The sequence below is a fragment of the Synechococcales cyanobacterium T60_A2020_003 genome (assembly GCA_015272205.1).
GTDB lineage: Bacteria > Cyanobacteriota > Cyanobacteriia > RECH01 > RECH01 > JACYMB01.
In genome coordinates this window covers 1-17,604 of sequence record JACYMB010000108.1, presented here as the reverse complement: position 1 = coordinate 17,604, position 17,604 = coordinate 1, and the positions used below count along the sequence as shown (strand labels likewise).

The following is a 17,604-nucleotide window of genomic DNA, read 5'->3' as shown; positions in this document are numbered from 1 at the left end:
ACTGAAGGAAACGCCTTATTCTCAATACGGTGTGCTTCTTGCTGTGACCAATTACAACCCAAGTTTATTTTTTTGACATAGATCACCTGGAAATGTAAGATAGTAGTTTTGTAGAGAAATAAAGAGTGGGGCATGAAAGTCCGAGCATCTGTGAAGAAAATGTGCGAGAAGTGCCGCGTCATTCGCCGCCGAGGCAGGGTGATGGTCATCTGTTCTAATCCTAAGCATAAGCAGCGTCAAGGTTAGGTTAGATTTAGAGCATCTATGCTGGCGCAGCATTTGCGCCTGTGGAGATTGCTACTGCAAGTAAGTAGTGTACTTAAGGAGATGGTGAGACGTGGCACGAATTGCCGGAGTAGATCTTCCTCGCGACAAGCGAGTTGAGATTGGTCTGACGTATATTTATGGGATTGGCTTAACCCGGTCGAAAGAAGTTCTTGCAAAAACTGGAATCAATCCTGACACGCGTGTTAAGGATTTGAGCGATTCTGAGGTTGCCTCTCTTCGGGAAGTTGTTGAGAACGACTATGAGGTTGAAGGAGATCTCCGTCGATTGGAAGGAATGAACATCAAGCGTTTGATGGACATCGGTTCCTATCGAGGTCGTCGTCATAGAGCTGGTTTACCTGTTCGTGGACAGAGAACTCGTACAAATTCACGTACTCGTCGTGGCGGGAAGCGAGTTGCAATTGCCGGCAAGAAAAAGCCAGCGCGCAAGTAAGTTTTTTGAGTCCTCTTGCTTTGTCAACTTCGTTCTTGGCTCTGCTTTCGTTATGCGTAAAGCGTACTTGAGGGTAAGTTGAATTTGTTGACATCGCAGACGACCAGATGCCTTGATGCGCATGTCGAGTGCTTATTCAGACGAATTGCAGTTCGTTTTGAATCTCTACGGGTTCATTCCTCGCCCCTTGGGGCGGAATACCTGCCGGGGCTTGCCCCGTGGGTTCATACCTTTGATTTTTGAGTCATTACGTTACCAAGTTTGAGCAGGAAATACCATGGCGCGACAGATAAAAAAATCGGGAGCTAAGAAGCAAAAGCGAAATGTTCCAAGTGGAGTAGCCCATATCCGCTCCACATTCAATAACACAATCGTGACGATTACGGATGTCGGAGGGCAAACAATCTCTTGGGCTTCATCAGGCTCCAGTGGCTTTAAGGGAGCAAAGAAAGGGACTCCTTTTGCGGCGCAAACGGCAGCCGAAGCAGCCGCACGTCGAGCTGCTGACCAGGGAATGCGTCAAATTGAGGTTATGGTTAGCGGTCCTGGTGCTGGTAGAGAGACAGCTATTCGCGCCTTACAGGCAGCAGGCCTAGAGATTACTTTGATTCGCGACGTTACCCCCATTCCTCACAATGGTTGTCGGCCACCAAAGCGTCGTCGGGTTTAAGCAGTCCGTTTTTGTTGCATTCTAAAATGCCCAAGGACGAGTTTTTCAAAATTCCATTGTCTGCTGGTTTTTTGGGTTTAAGTTAAGGGTAAGGGGAGAAGGGTCTATGGCTCAGTTTCAGGTTGATATCGAGGCTGACAACGGACAGGATCCAAATTTCTATGGGAAGTTTGTGATTGGGCCGTTGGAAAGGGGACAAGGCATTACCGTTGGGAATGCTCTTCGGCGTGTTCTCCTCTCAAATTTAGAGGGTGCTGCTGTGACAGCCGTCCGTGTCGCTGGTGTAACACACGAGTTTATGACTGTTCCTGGGGTTCGCGAAGATGTTCTTGATATTCTTCTAAATATGAAGGAAATCGTCTTTAAGAGCTATTCATCTCAACCTCAGATCGGTCGTTTACTGGTTCAGGGACCAGCAACCGTAACGGCCAAAAGCTTTGAACTGCCATCTGAACTTGAAGTCATTGATCCTGATCAGTATGTAGCAACTGTTTCTGCTGGTGCGACGTTTGAGATGGAATTTCGCGTAGAGACAGGGGTTGGATATCGGGCTATCGAGAAAGGGCAAGATGAGACGTCTGCTCTTGACTTTCTCCAGATTGACTCTGTGTTCATGCCTGTGCGTCGAGTGAACTACTCTGTTGAAGATGCAAGGGTAGGCGGCAGTTTGCAACAGGATCGATTGATCATGGAGGTATGGACGAATGGCAGTTTGTCTCCTCAGGAGGCCCTTGGCAAGGCTGCAGATATTCTCGTTGATTTGTTCAATCCGCTCAGAAATGTTGATTTTTCGCCGAGTATTGGCGAGAGTGAGCCACAGCAAAATCCTGAGAGCCAGATTCCGATTGAGGAGTTACAACTCTCGGTTCGAGCTTACAACTGCTTGAAGCGTGCGCAAATTAACTCTGTTTCTGATCTACTAGATTACAGCCAAGAAGATTTGCTCGAGATTAAGAACTTTGGAGCGAAATCCGCAGAAGAAGTCATCGAGGCATTACAAGTTCGCTTGGGGATTACTCTACCTCAGGAAAAGGCATCCAAGCCCTCTTAAGCATAGGCTGTTCTTTACTTCCCCCTGAAAATAGTTTGTATTAAGTTTGTAGATTCTCGCTTGTAAGTATTATCATGCGTCATCGTCGTCGAGTATCGAAATTAGGCAAGCCAACAGATCAGCGTCGTGCTCTCCTCAGAGCATTGACAACTGAGCTGATCCGGCATGGTCGTATTTCAACAACAAAAGCTAGAGCGAAGGCTGTTCGGTCAGAAGCCGAGCGGATGATTACTCTAGCTAAGGATGGATCTTTAGCAGCCCGCCGTAGAGCAATGGGATATATGTACGACAAGCAACTGGTGCATGCTTTATTTGAGCAGGCTCCTGAGCGGTACAGCGATCGCAGTGGGGGTTACACTCGCATTGTTCGAACCGTAAGCCGCCGGGGAGACAATGCCGAAATTGCAATCATCGAGCTTACTTAGTTTTGGTGTAGCAGGACTGGATGGTGTCTGAGTCTAAGGCTACTGGGGCTAAAAATGCTGCTGATGATTCTGTAGAGGATAGTCAGCGGATTGCTTTAGTTATTCAGTATCTAGGAACTCATTTTCATGGCTGGCAACGACAACCCAATCACCGGACGGTTCAGGAAGAGATTGAATCAGCACTTCAATCTGTCTTGAATCGTCGCGTTGTTTTACACGGTTCTGGACGTACGGATACAGGAGTTCATGCGGCTGCCCAAGTAGCCCACTTTGATGCTCCTGCGTTTATTCCCGCGTATCGGTGGGTTGATATTCTTAATCATCACTTGCCATCCGATGTCGTTATTCGCGGCTCAGCGCCTGTTTCCCCAGATTGGCATGCAAGATTTTCAGCAATCTGGCGGCGGTATCGCTACACAATATATACTGGAAAACGGCCTAATTTGTTTGTGCGTCAGTTTAGCTGGCATTTGTATCAGGACTATTTAGATGCACAGCAGATTCAACAAGCTCTCGATCCTATGATAGGGCGTCAACACTTGGCTGCATTCCATCGTGCTGGTTCTAGCAGACCGCACTCATGGGTAGATGTGCATCAGGCAAGCTGTATACGGCGTGGACATTTCTTGGAGATCGAGATTCAAGCCAGTGGGTTTTTGTACGGCATGATGCGTTTGTTGGTGGGAATGTTAGTTCAGGTTGGGCAAGGTTTGCGATCGCCTGCTAGCTTTACAGAGCTTTGGCAAGAACAGCGCCGCGATCAAGTTAGGTATGCGGCTCCTCCGCAAGGTCTCTGTCTATTAAGGGTTGGTTATCCAGATTTCCCCTTTTCCAAAGAGGTATGGTTTGACACTCAACCTCGCTTTTTACTCCCTGAACCATACGAAACCGAATGTTCGCAGGCGTTGGACGTTTAGACCCCGGATATCCCGAAGTTTATTTTTAGACTCATTGTTGACTGACTCCATGAGATGACCATGAACAAGACATTTCTTCCAAACCAAGAAAATTTAGAGCAGACTTGGTATGTTGTTGATGCAGAAGATCAGCGACTTGGTCGCCTAGCGACTGAAGTTGCCAGAGTTTTGCGCGGTAAAAACAAGCCAACGTACACCCCTCACTTGGACACCGGTGACTTTGTGATTGTGGTGAACGCTGAGAAGATAGACGTCACTGGCAAAAAGCGTAATCAAAAGCTGTATCGTCGCCATTCTGGACGTCCAGGTGGAATGAAGGTTGAAACCTTTGATGATCTGCAATCGCGTGTTCCAGAGCGCATTGTGGAACAGGCCGTTAAAGGAATGCTGCCCAAGAACTCTTTGGGACGAAAGTTATTTACTAAGCTCAAAGTTTATGCTGGTCCAGATCACCCGCATCAGGCTCAGAAGCCCCAAGCTCTTGTTATTGAAACCGTACCTGGAGGAGATCGTTAATGCAAGCTACTGAAACGAAGAGTAATCGAGTTGTCTATTGGGGCACAGGTCGTCGTAAGTCGGCTGTGGCGCGGGTTCGCCTGGTACCTGGTACAGGAACCCTCACGATTAACGGACGCCCTGGCGATAATTATCTTCAGTACAACCCAACATACCTGATGGCAGCTAAGGCTCCCCTGGAAACACTGGGTCTTGAAGCTGAGTATGACGTTCTAGTGAATGTTCGCGGTGGCGGACTTACTGGTCAAGCGGATTCAATTCGTTTGGGTGTTGCTAGAGCCTTGTGTGAGCTAGATCCAGAGAATCGTAAGCCGCTAAAGGTTGAAGGATATCTAACTCGTGATCCTCGGTCCAAAGAGCGCAAGAAGTACGGTCTGCACAAAGCTCGTAAAGCTCCTCAGTACTCGAAGCGTTAATGGTCTGTACTTCAATCTAAGACAGACTGAGACAGAACGTTGTTTGACCGCATCTATGAAGTGATTCAGACAACCTTGTTAACATAGTTTCTAAGGCAATTAGTTTAAGGAGTGTTCTATGCCTAAGCCTGATATTCACCCAGAGTGGTATCCCGAAGCCAAAGTTTACTGCAATGGCGAAGTCGTAATGACCGTTGGTTCAACCAAACCTGAACTTCATGTTGACGTTTGGTCAGGTAACCACCCCTTCTTCACTGGAACTCAGAAAATCATTGATACGGAAGGTCGCGTAGAGCGCTTCCTGCGTAAGTACGGCATGAGTGATGGCCAGTCTAGCGATACGGCGACAAAGAAAAAGGGAAGGAAGTAGCGGGAACCAGAGTGTTAAGCTCTTAGTTTCTCTCTAGCCTCTACTCTTTTTCTACGCTTAATCCATGGCTGAATCCTATCTTTTAGACAAGCTTGAATCGGTCGAGCAAACGTTCAACGACCTAACCCGGCGTTTAGCGGATCCAGATGTCGCGACTGATCCAGATGAGCTCCAGCGTTTAGCTCGAGCCCGCTCTTCGCTTGAGGAGACGGTGAACGTCTTTCATGAGTGGAGGGCTACTCAAGACGAGTTGACAGGCGCTCGTCAGATTCTAAGGGAATCGGGTAGCGATTCGGAACTGCGAGAAATGGCAGCTCTGGAGGTTCGTGAGTTGGAGAAGCGATCGGAGGAACTTGAGAATCAACTGAAGATCTTGCTACTGCCTCGCGACCCGAATGATGATAAGAACATCATGTTGGAAATTCGGGCAGGAGCAGGTGGTGATGAAGCTTCGATCTGGGCAGGTGATTTAGTCAGAATGTATTCCCGATATAGCGAGAGCCAGCACTGGCAAGTGAAGCTTGTAAGCGAGTCTCTGGCGGATATGGGGGGATTTAAAGAAGCCATTTTAGAGATTAAGGGCGATCGCGTCTATAGTAAGTTGAAGTTTGAAGCAGGTGTACATCGGGTTCAGCGGGTTCCAGTCACGGAAGCCGGAGGGCGTGTGCATACTTCAACGGCAACAGTGGCGATTATGCCAGAGGTCGATGAAGTTGAGATTGAAATTGATCCAAAGGATATTGAGATCTCAACGGCACGGTCAGGGGGCTCAGGCGGACAGAACGTTAACAAAGTTGAAACCGCTGTCGATCTGTTCCATAAGCCAACCGGGATTCGCGTATTCTGCACCGAGGAGCGATCGCAGCTTCAGAACCGTGAGCGGGCGATGCAGATCCTGCGGGCGAAGCTGTATGACATGAAACTTCGGGAGCAGCAGGAAGCGGTAACCTCCATGCGGCGATCGCAAGTTGGAACGGGATCGCGCTCCGAGAAAATCCGCACCTACAACTACAAGGACAATCGGGCTACGGATCATCGTCTTGGACAGAACTTTAGCCTAACGCCAATTTTAGAAGGCGATATTGATGAGGTGATTCAAGCCTGTATTTCTAAGGATCAGCAAGAACGACTTGCAGAATTAGCAAACTCGTCGTCTGACGCTTCGCCTGTGTCTATCTAAAGCTTCCCAGTGAGAGGTCGCAACCCATGCCGCGATTTTTACACATTGCGGATGTCCACCTTGGATTTGACCGATACGACAATCCAACCCGGACACAGGACTTTTATTACGCCTTGATGGATGTTTTCCAGCGGTACGCTGTTGATGCGTCGGTTGATTTTGTTGTTATCGCTGGGGATTTGTTTGAGCATCGTGTGATTCAGCCCGCAACGCTGAATCAGGCTCAACTGTGCCTGCAACTTCTACAAGAGGCGAACATTCCTGTGATTGCCATAGAGGGGAATCACGATAATCGCCCCTACGGCACCAAGACAAGCTGGTTGCGCTACTTGTCGAGTTGGGGATTGCTAATCTTACTTGAACCGGGCAATGTTGCGGACGGAGAGGCGTTTTATAGTCCTTGGGATCCCGACGAGAGGCGCGGAGGATACATTGATCTGCCGTGCGGGGTTCGGGTGTTGGGATCAAGTTGGTATGGCGCGACGGCACCGAAGGCGATCGCCCAAATCGCAGCATCGATCCAAGCGCTTCCTCCCGTACCCTACAACGTCTTGCTCTTCCATCATGGATTAGAGGGGCAAATTGCGCGGTATCAGGGCGCAATGCGCTATTCCGATTTGCTGCCGTTACGGGACGCAGGCGTTGATTACCTAGCCCTGGGGCACATCCATAAAAGCTACAGCACTGAGGGGTGGGTGTTTAACCCAGGCTCTATTGAAGCCAACAGCATTGAAGAGGGCCACTACGAGCGTGGAGCCTATCTGGTCACACTGGATGCTAATGGCATAGACGTTGAATTAAAACGTGACTATTACCAACGCCCCATCCAGCGGCTTAAGTTAACGGCACGGGGAGATGAATCTGCAGACGAACTGGAACAGCAGGCGATCGTCCTTATTGAGCAGCACTGCACCGGTTCAGCCGACAATGCGCTAGAGCCTATAGTTGAACTTCGCATTGACGGGACGATTGGCTTTGAACGCTCGGAGTTTGATACACGACGCATTCAACGCCTGTTACAAGCTCGTAGCGGTGCCCTCATTTTTCTCTTGAAATTTGAGGCAGACGCGCCCCAGTACGCGACCCCGCTAGCCTCTGATGCAGATCGTATCCAGATTGAACAGGAGGTGTTTGCCGATGTGCTGGCGAGCAATGCCGTGTATAAAAAGCGTGCCGCAGAACTTGCCAAAGGACTGATTGACCTGAAAGAACGACAGCAACGGGATCACTCCGAGTCCGAGCTATACGACTTTGTGCAAGCTTTACTCGCACCGTCCTAAATACCAAATGCTCGTTTTGCTGCCGCTAATTTTTGAATGCGATCGCTCAATCCATTCGTCCCACCGTTAATTCGACGGGTTACAGCCACGACGTCATCCCGATCAGCCAGGGCATTCAAACCTGATCGTTGCCAAAACCATCCGGCACTGCGGGCTGCCAGTTCATCGCTCGATAACAACGTTGGGTTTCTAACCACGTCAACGCCAAGTGCCTTTGATACATCGGTGTAATTTGCCCGTCCGGTAATTTGGATGAGTCCCCGTCCCTTGTAGCGGCGACCGTCACCCGGTTGTGTGTTGCCTAGATCCGATCGCCCTTCGTAGGCATCGCCGGAGGCCAACTCTTCTACATAGTTAAACTCCCCGGACTCGTGGGCAAGCTGGGCGAGGAAGTGTGCCTGACGCAAGCGCGTATTAATGCCAAACTCCGCCATTGTGCGATTGAGGTACGGCACAAACTTACGAATTTGAGATCCGGAACCCAAGGGGGCGATCGCCTGCAATTGTTCAGCCGTAATCTCCAAGCCAGGTGGCAGTTGCGGCAGGGTGGGCAAAAATCCTTCGTAGGGTCGGCGTTCGGGCGGACGGGGCGGCAAATTTCGCAACGCGCGAATGAGGGCATCAATCAATACATCCGCAGGGATAAAATCTGTACTGGTCAGAGCATTAATAAACGTTTGCAACCCTTGCGCTGCCCGCCGCCGTTGTTCGGCTAAGGAGACCCCAGGGAAGAAACCACTATAAGGAGCGCGATCGCTAGGCCGTTCTGTTTGGTTACCGAGTAACCGTAACAGATCATCCACTTGTCCATCCTGTGCTGTGGGAGTGCTACCAGCGATCCGGGGTACGATTTGACTGAGAATTTGCCCCGCATCTCGTCGCCATGCCTGAAGCTGGGCTGGACTCACGGGAGGCAAGGGTTTAGTGTTGTTTGCGGGTTCTATGGGCGTTGGAGTAAACAGTCCTTCGTAGGGAGAGCGTTCCGCAGGGCGAGGCGGCAAGTTTCGTAAAACTCGCAGCGTCGTATCTATAGCCGCATCCGCATTCGATAACGCACCCTGTAACCGTTCAATAAACACTCCAATACCTTGAGCTGCCCGACGACGCTGTTCGGCGATGGGCAGATTGGGGAAAAATCCATCGTAGGGTCGGCGTCCGCTGGGACGTGCCGCCTGGTTGCCTAATATCCTGAGGAGGTCATCCACAGCCGCATCTTGAGCAGGCGCTGTCGTTCCAGCGATTCGAGGAACCAAAGATGTAATCCACTGAGCCGCCTCCGATCGCCACTCCGCAATCTGCTCTGGGCTGAAGGACGAAGGTTCTTCTGGAATTGGATCGAAGAGTCCTTCGTAGGGCGATCGCCCATTGGGTCGGTGAGGAAGTCCACGCAGCGCACGAATCAGATCATCAACGAGTGCATCTTGAGGCACATAGTTAGACGGATTGAGCCGATCCATGAAAGGGGCCAAACCCGCCGCAACCCGCCGTCGTTGTTCGGCAATGGATAGATTGGGAAAGAAACCAGCGTAGGGCTGGCGTCCTGCTGCTCGGGGGGCTTGGCCACCGAGCGATCGCAGCAGATCATCTGCTAATCCGTCCTGGGGCGTTACTTGGTTGGAGGCGATCGCCGGAATCAAGCGTTGCAACGTTTTGCTTGCATCACTACGCCATGTTTTCAGTTGTTCTGGACTGACCGAGGACGACATGCTGCCTCTGGATTCCGCAGACGATTCGGACTGAGCCGGGCTGAATAGCGCTTCGTACGGAGATTGATGATTAGGAAGCGGCGGAAACCCCCGAAGCGTGCGAATCAGACTATCAATTTGAACATCCAAAGCGGTGGGTTGGGATTCTGAAATTCGCTTAATGAAAACGTTGAGTCCTTGGGCGGCTCGACGTCGCTGCTCCGGCAAAGAAAGATTAGGAAAAAATCCATCGTAGGGTTGGCGTCCCGGTGGTCGGGGGGCTTGGCGGCTCACCGCTCGCAGCACATCATCGACGGCTGCATCTTGTGGCGTGAGATTCGGACTTGAAATTTCAGGAATTAGCTTTTCAAGAACCTGCGCGGCTTGGGTACGGTAGGTCTGTAATGGAGGGCTGATGATCTGTACATTCATGCGTTTCACACCCTGAACTTGAAGGTCAAAGAGCAGACATAATAGTCATACTTCTAGCGCTAATCTGAGAGTTAATGGGTCCTTCAGATTGCAGTCGAATGCTTCAAGAGTTGCACTCTTGAACTAGGATGCCCATTACAGACACCACAACACACATTCCTCGCTGAGTACCGACAATCCATAGGCTTGAATTTGATACCGTCTAGGCAGGAGAGGTTAAGCAGGATTTTCCTAACTAGCCCAAATTCTACCCCTCTAGTGCCTATTTAACGAACTAGGGATAAGCGTTATGGTTAAATCTTCAGGATTTCGTGTAAAAGCGAGTGTAGTAAGTGGATAACCTGAATTAAACGATGTCCTGAGAACGGTATACCGAGCTTTCTAGGTTCCAGAGCTACGTTTAGTTAGGACTCTCTACTTAGTAGTCAATGGTGACACAAGCCTTTTAGAATCTGGTTCAGAATTAGCTAGACTTGAGCGATATAGTTTCAGCGTCTTGAATCACTGTCATTCACTCACCACCCACTCCTAATGACTGATGCCATTGATGGGTTGCATTCAATTAGCTTGCCTAACCTAAATATGGGATTAAGGGTCTAAATCTTTCCCCCATGTATGCCCCCCGGTGCAGCTAGCTCCTCATACATAAGGGGCTACGCCTCTTAAATCACTGGTCTTAGCGTTTTTGAAATAGGCTCCAAACAGCGATGGATGCATCAATTCTTATCGTGGGCGATCGCGACTTCCTCGCCGATCACCTCCAGCTAGTTCGTAGGTTGCAAAGCTGCACGATCGAAACGGCTTCAATCTCTGATGCTCTATCTTTGATCCAAGCGCAGCAGCCGGATATTCTTTTGCTCCAGTCGTCCCAAACGGAAAGTCTGGACTTGTGTCAGCAGATTCGCTCCCAAAATCGCCTGACTTGGATTTACTGCATTTTGATTGAGCAAGATATCAAATTAACTTCCAGTCTTGCGGAAATGGATGCGGAAATGGATGTCGATTCGGCGATCGCGACCGATGCTCTTCTGCGGACTAAGATCGAAACCGAAATTCGAGGATTGCAAGCGGGAGCTGATGCGGTCATTTGGGACATATCGACCTCTAGGTCAACAGCGTCACCCGATGAAAACGTCGAAGATGCTCATCCAGATCTCCCATTTACTCCAAGCTACAGCGCAAGAGTAGAAGCTCAGATCCAAGCGGGATTGCGTCGCGTGCAAGGCCATCGTGAGTTGATGCGCACCAATGACCTGCTTTCAACGATTGCGCTCACCGATCCCCTAACCGAGTTAAATAACCGCCGCGCGTTTGAGTGGGAACTTCCGCGTCAAATTAAAAATGCACGTGCGACCCATGCACCTATCAGTTTGCTCGTCTTGGATGTTGACTTTTTCAAACACATTAACGACAACTATGGGCATCTAGTGGGCGATCGCGCCCTACATCTTCTCTCGGCCCGACTACGGCATAATCTCCGCTTTTGTGATATCGCCTTTCGGTACGGGGGGGAAGAGTTTGTTGTGATTTTGAGTGGCACCGATGCCCGCGAAGCCCTTCTCGTCGCCCAACGACTGTGTCGCTTGATTGCTGAACAACCCTTCGCGATTAACGAAACGCTGGATCTCAATATCACCATCAGTGCTGGCACGGCCACGCTCAAACCGAGCGATGATGAACGAGGGATTAGCCTGCTCAACCGCGCCGATCAAAATTTACTACAGGCAAAGAGCCAAGGGCGAAACCGCGTGGTGAGTTCAACGGAACAAGGCTTAGGTGGCCATCCTGAAGACTTTACCCCTCGCGAATCCCAGAAGAAGAAACCCAACTGCAACTGCGGCGACTCGCCCGAATTGAGAACTTAGAATCGATCCGCGCCTATCAATCTTGAGGGGGATTTGGCGATCGCCCCGTAAGCCATTGCCACACGCGCGTAACCCGCTCTTCAACCCAAGCCACACCCAAATCTAGCCATTGCAAAATAAGCTCTAACGGATGCTTTGCATACCCAACCACGATTGCGCTTGTTTCAACCCATTCGGGTTGGGCTTCTATATCTGATGTGCCCTTGGAGTGGACAGTCTCCAGGTTGGCGAGATCACCTCCTGGATCGATAGCATCGGACTTGGTGGGCAGCATGCTTGGCTCAAGGGAACGAGAAGAGTTTCCCCGACTGACTATAAATCTTTTTTCTTTGGAAGAATTCTTGTGAATTACGCCCTTTGTCGATGGGGCGATCGCCCCGGATGGAGTTTGCCAACTCAATAGATCTAACTCTGTTTCTATCGATGAATCTTGTGCAACAGGAACACTGCTAAGCCAAGCCCTTAGGCGTGCCCACAGGGATAGGGGAGCAGAATTGTAAATGGGGGAGATACCCGGCAATTGAGGGTTTGTTGCAGCGCCTAAAGCCATTGGGGGCGTGGTTGGGTGTATCTGAGCGGGTTGCACAGTAGGCTTAATGGCTCGCATCAAGGTTTGTGACGACGGGGTTAAGGTATACCAATCCCACGGTGAAATGGAACGAGCATCAGCCAGGGATTGCCGACTGGATGTACGACCTGCGGGAAGCATGAGAGATTCCTGGAAAAGATTGGTGGCGATCGCCACATCACTCGTTTGCATCCAGGCCATCACCCGCCGAAACCACTGCACAGGCAGCCATTGGCGATCGGTGACACGGGGGATCGGGAGGCGTCGTAAGGGGGGAGCGGGGGGAACAGTGCGTTGCTGCTGTCGCTGACGGTAGAGAGCCACTTCCAAAACCATCCGTTCTTTCAGACGGTCTTGCTGATCGGGCGATAGGATATCGAGAATGTGGTTATTTGCGCCGACTAATACGAGATGATGACTGTCTAGAAGAGAGGCCATGCCTTGAATCGGGATTCTCGTGTTCCCATTAATTGTTTGAGGGTTGGAGTCGGTACTCTGTCCAACCGGAGGTGGGGATGGGGCGATCGCCGTTTCAGCCGTCGAGCCGGGGGGTAGGGAATCGATCGGAGGGATAAGTGCGAGGGATGAATATTGAGGAGACGCCTCTTGAAGCGCTAGTTGCTCCTGTCCTGCGGGTAAGGTGACGTAGGTTCCTAAACGATCCGCCTCGATCAAATTCGGAACGTCTTGAGGCAGCGATCGCACCAGATTTTTAAAAGGAGTATCGACGTTGAGGGCTGAGGTGGAAGATTTCTCAGGATGGACGGCTCGATCAAGGGCTTCACCGACGGCTTTCAAACGCGGAACCGTCCGCCGCACCGAGGACTGCAACTGTCGCCCAACCACGCGGGACGACTGGAAAACCAAGTAAATCGGGTACAGCGCCACCTGAAGTGTCCATGTTGCAAACAGTGTTCCCTGTCGGATGGAGCGTGTCGCCGTATCCCGCATCCGAAAAAACTGCTGCCTGAGAAAGGTAAAGGATTTGCTTTGGTAGGAGGGCATGATGCAACCAACACCCCAGAATAAATCGCAACAGAGCGCAACTGACGAGATAGCATAACGCTGGAGACCCGCACTTCTAATCCTAATCTGAAATCCCTGGCACCAGATGACCCAAAACGTGATCCCCCCTCAGGCTACCGATACTCTCAACGACGCGATCGCCCGTCTGCGTCAATGCTCGCAACAGGATGTCCAGTCCCAGTGGCGCGTGTGGCTGATGCCAGAAGCGGGAAACGATTTAGACCCAGCGATCGCTACACGACTTGAAACCTGGGACACCTGGGCGATCGCCACCTTGAACGAGCGGCAGCATATTGCATGGCCGAAGGGTCGTCGCACGCTATGGCTAGGACAGCGGATCACGGTGCCCACTCACCTGCATCAGTACCCCCTGGAGGGACTGTCGCTACGGTTGGCGATCGCGTGGTGGGCAGAAACATCAATCATCTATGTCAACGGACAGCCTGTGCAAGAGGGGGATCTGTTTGATTGCTCGACGCGGATTTTTTTAGGCGAACGGGTGAACCCAGGCGATGTTTTTGACGTAGCGGTTCGGTTAGAGAGTCCGGGGCACGATCCGGGCGCACTGGTGCGATCGCTCTGCGTGTACGAAACGGATTATCCGGCAGTCCCCGATCCCGAACCTGGATTTGTGGCCGATGAAATTGCCGTTGTGCAGCGTTTTCTGGCTCATGATTCCAATGCGATCGCCCAAGTCGCAGACATCATTCAGCACATTCAGTGGGATGCCTTACCCGATCGCACCCCGTTCAATCGATCCCTCGCCCAGGTTCGGCAACAGCTTGCAACCTTGGGCGAACCCATTAAGCAGCGACAGATCTGGTCTACGGGACACGCGCACCTCGATATGGCATGGCTTTGGCCTGTGGCGGAAACCTGGCGGGCGGCGGAACGCACCTTTCAATCTGCCCTGAATTTGCAGAACGATTTTCCCGAACTGATCTTTTGCCACTCCACGCCCGCTCTGTACGCTTGGATGGAAGAACACCGTCCTGACCTGTTTACCGCCATTCAAGCACGGGTGGCCGAGGGACGCTGGGAAATTGCCGCAGGGCTATGGATCGAGCCGGAGCTCAACCTGATTTCTGGGGAATCGATTGTGCGACAGGTGTTGTACGGGCAGCGCTATGTGGAAGAAAAATTTGGTCAGCGCAGTGCGATCGCCTGGTTGCCCGACACCTTCGGATTTTGTTGGCAACTTCCGCAAATTTTGACCGATGGCGGCATCACCTATTTTGTGACCCAAAAGCTGCGCTGGAACGACACCACCCAATTTCCCTACGATCTCTTTTGGTGGCGATCGCCCGATGGGAGCCAAATCCTCGCCTACAACTCCCCCCTCATTGGCGAAAGCATTCACCCGATCCGCATGGCCGATTATGCCAAGGAATGGGAAACCAAAACCGGACATGCTATTGCTCTCTGGTTACCCGGTGTCGGGGATCATGGCGGTGGCCCGACCCGTGACATGCTGGAAACCCATCGTCGTTGGCAAGAGTCACCGCTGTTTCCCAAAGTCCAGTTCTCGACGGTTGAGCATTTTCTAGACACCGTTACCCAAGCAGAACAGTCGAGGGGAACTTTGCCCGTTTGGAATGATGAGCTTTATCTGGAGCTACATCGCGGCTGCTACACAACCCACGCCGATCAGAAATGGTATAACCGTCGCTGCGAAGCTGCACTTTACCAGGCCGAGCTATTCTCTAGCCTCGCAACCTTGGTTGCTGGTACACCCTACCCCCACACGGAACTAGAACACGCGTGGAAACAGGTCTTGTTCAATCAGTTCCACGATATTCTCCCCGGTTCTTCCATTCCGCAGGTCTTCATAGATGCCAACGCCGAGTGGGAAAACGCATTGCAGACGGTTGAAAAGTTTATAGCACAAGGATTAGGCGCGATCGCCCTTCAAATTGCCTGCGGTTCTCCTCCTCGCCCAGCGGCGCAACCCATTCTGATTTTCAATCCCCTCAACTGGGTGAGATCGGAGGTCGTCGCAATTCCGTTGCCTGAAGAAACTCCGGTTCTGGGAGCGTGGTGCGTGTACGATGCCAATGGAAACATGCTTCCTTCGCAGGTGAGTGCGATTGCCCCAGATTCGCCTTGCCTCCTCTTCGTCGCTAACGAGATTCCCTCGGTCGGCTACGCGACTTTCTGGTTAGCTTCGGGGCAGAACGACCCCGTCCCAGAGGGGGAACCTCCCGCCGCATGGGTATTAGAGAACGAGTATCTGTATGGGCAGATCAACCCAGATACCGGAGAGATTGATCAGATTTTTGATAAATGCAACCAGCGAGAAGTTTTGTCTGCTCCGGGCAACCAACTTCAGGCGTTCCAGGATTCCGGACAATATTGGGATGCGTGGAACATTGCCCCCGATTATGCCGACCATCCGCTGCTCCCCCCAATCCTAGAGGCGATCGCCTGGATTGAATTTGGAGCAGTACGCCAGCGGCTCCGCGTCACGCACCGATTCGGACAATCCACCTTCCAACAGGACTACGTGCTGGATTCTGGCTCACCCTTGCTCAAAATTGAAACGATCGCAGACTGGCAAGAAACCCACGTCATTCTTAAAGCCGCATTTCCGGTGCAGATTGAAGCCGACACCGTAGCCTGCGAAATGCCCTTTGGCGTGATTGAACGCACCACCCGACCCCAAACTGATGCAGAACGGGCAAAATGGGAAATTCCTGCCCTACAATGGGTAGATCTGAGCGATCGCCCCTCAAATTACGGTGTCAGCCTGCTCAATGACTGTAAGTATGGCTACGATGCCACCCCCAACCAAATCCGTTTAACCCTGCTGAAAGCCCCTCTATGGCCCGATCCCACCGCTGATCGGGGATGCCACCAGTTTCGCTATGCTCTCTATCCCCATGCTGGAAACTGGGCGATCGCTCACACCATTCACCAAGGATACGCCTTCAACCAACCGTTACGGGTTTGGATTGGGAATAGCGCATCCTCAACCAATGCCAGCTTGCCTCCCGTCGGCAGTTTCTTCACCGACCAATCGCAATCCCTAATCCTGAGTGCCCTCAAGCAGTCGGAAGACAATCCCGATCAATGGATCCTGCGCTGTTACGAAAGCCAGGGACAGACAGGACAAGCGATCGCCTGGGAATCGCTGGGCTTACTCAATGAATATTTCGATCCGGCAACTTTAGAATCAACAACGATCCTGGAAGCGTTAAAAGACGACGATCCCAAACGAACGATCGCCCCTTGGAAAATAGCCACGTTCCGACTCACAGAGCGATCGCCAGAGCCATAATACAAATTTCAAAAATTCCGGCTACAGATGAAAGGCTGACATCCCTGATGTAGCAACGCATTTATAACTCAAAACTGAGCATTTCTCCTGCGGAGACGCTGCGCGAACAAAACTCAGAATTGGTATAAAACTTGCACCGACTATCCACCAAAACAAAAGCAGTGCGGACAGTGGCACTGCTTCTCAATTACGAGCCGCACAGGTTATCGGCTCAATCCGTGGCATTGCCCTAGTCTTCGTGGTCATCAAACGGATCAGCCAATTCCTTAGATGGTGGGCCAAAGGAGGTGTAAACAGCCATCCCAGTCACAGCAACTAGAAAAGCTGTGATTGCCACTCCTACCACTAATCCCGGATCTAAATCGGTCATCTCATGTGTCTCCCTACAGGTACTCGTTTACAATTCTACAACTTCTGTTCAGCATCCTGGGCTGTGTGGCATCGGGGAGAGAAATAATTGGGGCGATCGCCATGATTGACCATCGTGCAATTTTCTTGGAGAATTATTGCAGATAATAAACGTCGAGGTTTACCACAAGGCACCCATGGCACAACGGACTAGGTTGGGAGATATCCTAAAACCCCTGAATTCTGAGTACGGTAAAGTGGCTCCTGGTTGGGGAACCACCCCGCTCATGGCAGTCTTCATGCTGCTTTTCCTTGTCTTTTTACTCATCATTCTTCAGCTTTACAATTCCTCAATTGTCTTAAATGGCGTTGATGTAGACTGGACTTCCCTAGGTAACTAACACCTAGTCGAAATTCGTCTTGACACCTACGAGTCGATTCTTGATAGAAACGTAGAAAAATTTTTCCCCGGCTCGTCCGGGGTGTTTTATTTTGGAGGACAATGCCAATGAATATTTTCGGCATCGGCTTACCGGAAATGGCGCTCATCTTTGTGATCGCGCTGCTGATCTTTGGCCCTAAAAAGCTTCCAGAAATCGGACGCAGCATGGGAAAGGCTCTGCGAAGTTTTCAGGATGCCTCAAAGGAGTTTGAGACCGAATTTAAGCGTGAAGCCCAGCAGCTCGAAAAGACGGTCAAGCAAACGATGGAAGCCAAGATTGAACCTCCTGAGCCAAAGGTTCTTACTGCTAGTGCTGAGACCGAAACAGACTCAGGAGAAGAGGCGCCTGCTAAAACGGCAGATTCGGACTCTGCATCCGTTTAAGTCCAACGTCCCAGACTCCAGGACAAAGCGA

18 protein-coding genes are annotated in these 17,604 nt (G+C 51.1%); 15 read left to right on the top strand and 3 right to left on the bottom strand.

The window, feature by feature from the left end; genetic code table 11:
* Positions 1-132 precede the first annotated feature (132 nt).
* From rpmJ to IGR76_05550, 11 genes are all read left to right on the top strand, one after another.
* A complete protein-coding gene (gene rpmJ, locus IGR76_05600) occupies positions 133-246 on the top strand; it encodes a 50S ribosomal protein L36 (GenBank protein MBF2077991.1) in 114 nt (37 codons plus the stop codon).
* Between the two features lie 91 nt (positions 247-337).
* Positions 338-721: a 30S ribosomal protein S13 gene (gene rpsM, locus IGR76_05595; protein MBF2077990.1), complete on the top strand. Its 384-nt coding sequence runs from the start codon at positions 338-340 to the stop codon at positions 719-721.
* Positions 722-998: 277 nt separating this feature from the next.
* Complete coding sequence (rpsK, locus tag IGR76_05590; protein MBF2077989.1) at positions 999-1,391, top strand: 30S ribosomal protein S11; 393 nt, start codon at positions 999-1,001, stop codon at positions 1,389-1,391.
* 106 nt (positions 1,392-1,497) lie between these two features.
* Positions 1,498-2,442, top strand: a complete 945-nt coding sequence (locus IGR76_05585) for a DNA-directed RNA polymerase subunit alpha (GenBank protein MBF2077988.1) — start codon at positions 1,498-1,500, stop codon at positions 2,440-2,442.
* A 74-nt stretch (positions 2,443-2,516) separates the two neighbouring features.
* Positions 2,517-2,867, top strand: coding sequence for a 50S ribosomal protein L17 (gene rplQ, locus IGR76_05580; GenBank protein ID MBF2077987.1), 351 nt, complete (start codon positions 2,517-2,519; stop codon positions 2,865-2,867).
* Between the two features lie 20 nt (positions 2,868-2,887).
* Positions 2,888-3,784, top strand: coding sequence for a tRNA pseudouridine(38-40) synthase TruA (truA, locus tag IGR76_05575; GenBank protein ID MBF2077986.1), 897 nt, complete (start codon positions 2,888-2,890; stop codon positions 3,782-3,784).
* Between the two features lie 60 nt (positions 3,785-3,844).
* Positions 3,845-4,300 carry a 50S ribosomal protein L13 gene (gene rplM / locus IGR76_05570; protein MBF2077985.1) on the top strand — a complete coding sequence of 152 codons (456 nt, stop codon included), beginning with the start codon at positions 3,845-3,847 and terminating at the stop codon, positions 4,298-4,300.
* Complete coding sequence (gene rpsI / locus IGR76_05565; protein ID MBF2077984.1) at positions 4,300-4,716, top strand: 30S ribosomal protein S9; 417 nt, start codon at positions 4,300-4,302, stop codon at positions 4,714-4,716. Before rplM ends, rpsI begins: the two co-directional genes overlap by 1 nt.
* Before the next feature lie 118 nt (positions 4,717-4,834).
* A complete protein-coding gene (gene rpmE / locus IGR76_05560; protein MBF2077983.1) occupies positions 4,835-5,086 on the top strand; it encodes a 50S ribosomal protein L31 in 252 nt (83 codons plus the stop codon).
* A gap of 64 nt (positions 5,087-5,150) precedes the next feature.
* Positions 5,151-6,266, top strand: a complete 1,116-nt coding sequence (gene prfA, locus IGR76_05555; protein ID MBF2077982.1) for a peptide chain release factor 1 — start codon at positions 5,151-5,153, stop codon at positions 6,264-6,266.
* A gap of 26 nt (positions 6,267-6,292) precedes the next feature.
* Positions 6,293-7,546, top strand: coding sequence for a metallophosphoesterase (locus IGR76_05550; GenBank protein MBF2077981.1), 1,254 nt, complete (start codon positions 6,293-6,295; stop codon positions 7,544-7,546).
* Here the strand turns inward: IGR76_05550 and IGR76_05545 are convergent.
* Positions 7,543-8,070, bottom strand: coding sequence for a glycoside hydrolase family 19 protein (locus IGR76_05545; GenBank protein ID MBF2077980.1), 528 nt, complete (start codon positions 8,068-8,070; stop codon positions 7,543-7,545). The two genes, IGR76_05550 and IGR76_05545, sit on opposite strands and share 4 nt — an antisense overlap.
* A gap of 2,300 nt (positions 8,071-10,370) precedes the next feature.
* Here IGR76_05545 and IGR76_05540 point away from each other — a divergent pair.
* On the top strand, positions 10,371-11,528 hold the full coding sequence (locus IGR76_05540) for a diguanylate cyclase (GenBank protein MBF2077979.1): 1,158 nt from the start codon (positions 10,371-10,373) through the stop codon (positions 11,526-11,528).
* 16 nt (positions 11,529-11,544) lie between these two features.
* Here IGR76_05540 and IGR76_05535 read toward each other — a convergent pair whose 3' ends face one another.
* A complete protein-coding gene (locus IGR76_05535) occupies positions 11,545-13,101 on the bottom strand; it encodes a hypothetical protein (GenBank protein MBF2077978.1) in 1,557 nt (518 codons plus the stop codon).
* 106 nt (positions 13,102-13,207) lie between these two features.
* On the opposite strand from IGR76_05535, the gene IGR76_05530 reads away from it, so the two are divergent.
* Positions 13,208-16,399, top strand: a complete 3,192-nt coding sequence (locus IGR76_05530) for an alpha-mannosidase (GenBank protein MBF2077977.1) — start codon at positions 13,208-13,210, stop codon at positions 16,397-16,399.
* Between the two features lie 229 nt (positions 16,400-16,628).
* Here IGR76_05530 and psbN read toward each other — a convergent pair whose 3' ends face one another.
* Complete coding sequence (gene psbN / locus IGR76_05525) at positions 16,629-16,769, bottom strand: photosystem II reaction center protein PsbN (GenBank protein MBF2077976.1); 141 nt, start codon at positions 16,767-16,769, stop codon at positions 16,629-16,631.
* Between the two features lie 175 nt (positions 16,770-16,944).
* Here psbN and psbH point away from each other — a divergent pair, with 175 nt between their 5' ends.
* Positions 16,945-17,148 carry a photosystem II reaction center protein PsbH gene (gene psbH / locus IGR76_05520; GenBank protein ID MBF2077975.1) on the top strand — a complete coding sequence of 68 codons (204 nt, stop codon included), beginning with the start codon at positions 16,945-16,947 and terminating at the stop codon, positions 17,146-17,148.
* A gap of 107 nt (positions 17,149-17,255) precedes the next feature.
* A complete protein-coding gene (locus IGR76_05515) occupies positions 17,256-17,573 on the top strand; it encodes a TatA/E family twin arginine-targeting protein translocase (protein ID MBF2077974.1) in 318 nt (105 codons plus the stop codon).
* Positions 17,574-17,604 lie beyond the last annotated feature (31 nt).

Coding starts and splice junctions, on each gene's coding strand:
- rpmJ (MBF2077991.1), top strand. CDS start 133: ATGAAAGTCCGAGCATCTGTGAAGAAAATGTGCGAGAAGTGCCGCGTC.
- psbN (MBF2077976.1), bottom strand. CDS start 16,769: ATGACCGATTTAGATCCGGGATTAGTGGTAGGAGTGGCAATCACAGCT.
- rpsK (MBF2077989.1), top strand. CDS start 999: ATGGCGCGACAGATAAAAAAATCGGGAGCTAAGAAGCAAAAGCGAAAT.
- IGR76_05515 (MBF2077974.1), top strand. CDS start 17,256: ATGAATATTTTCGGCATCGGCTTACCGGAAATGGCGCTCATCTTTGTG.
- IGR76_05530 (MBF2077977.1), top strand. CDS start 13,208: ATGACCCAAAACGTGATCCCCCCTCAGGCTACCGATACTCTCAACGAC.
- psbH (MBF2077975.1), top strand. CDS start 16,945: ATGGCACAACGGACTAGGTTGGGAGATATCCTAAAACCCCTGAATTCT.
- rplQ (MBF2077987.1), top strand. CDS start 2,517: ATGCGTCATCGTCGTCGAGTATCGAAATTAGGCAAGCCAACAGATCAG.
- IGR76_05585 (MBF2077988.1), top strand. CDS start 1,498: ATGGCTCAGTTTCAGGTTGATATCGAGGCTGACAACGGACAGGATCCA.
- rpmE (MBF2077983.1), top strand. CDS start 4,835: ATGCCTAAGCCTGATATTCACCCAGAGTGGTATCCCGAAGCCAAAGTT.
- rplM (MBF2077985.1), top strand. CDS start 3,845: ATGAACAAGACATTTCTTCCAAACCAAGAAAATTTAGAGCAGACTTGG.
- rpsI (MBF2077984.1), top strand. CDS start 4,300: ATGCAAGCTACTGAAACGAAGAGTAATCGAGTTGTCTATTGGGGCACA.
- IGR76_05535 (MBF2077978.1), bottom strand. CDS start 13,101: ATGCCCTCCTACCAAAGCAAATCCTTTACCTTTCTCAGGCAGCAGTTT.
- IGR76_05540 (MBF2077979.1), top strand. CDS start 10,371: ATGGATGCATCAATTCTTATCGTGGGCGATCGCGACTTCCTCGCCGAT.
- prfA (MBF2077982.1), top strand. CDS start 5,151: ATGGCTGAATCCTATCTTTTAGACAAGCTTGAATCGGTCGAGCAAACG.
- IGR76_05550 (MBF2077981.1), top strand. CDS start 6,293: ATGCCGCGATTTTTACACATTGCGGATGTCCACCTTGGATTTGACCGA.
- truA (MBF2077986.1), top strand. CDS start 2,888: ATGGTGTCTGAGTCTAAGGCTACTGGGGCTAAAAATGCTGCTGATGAT.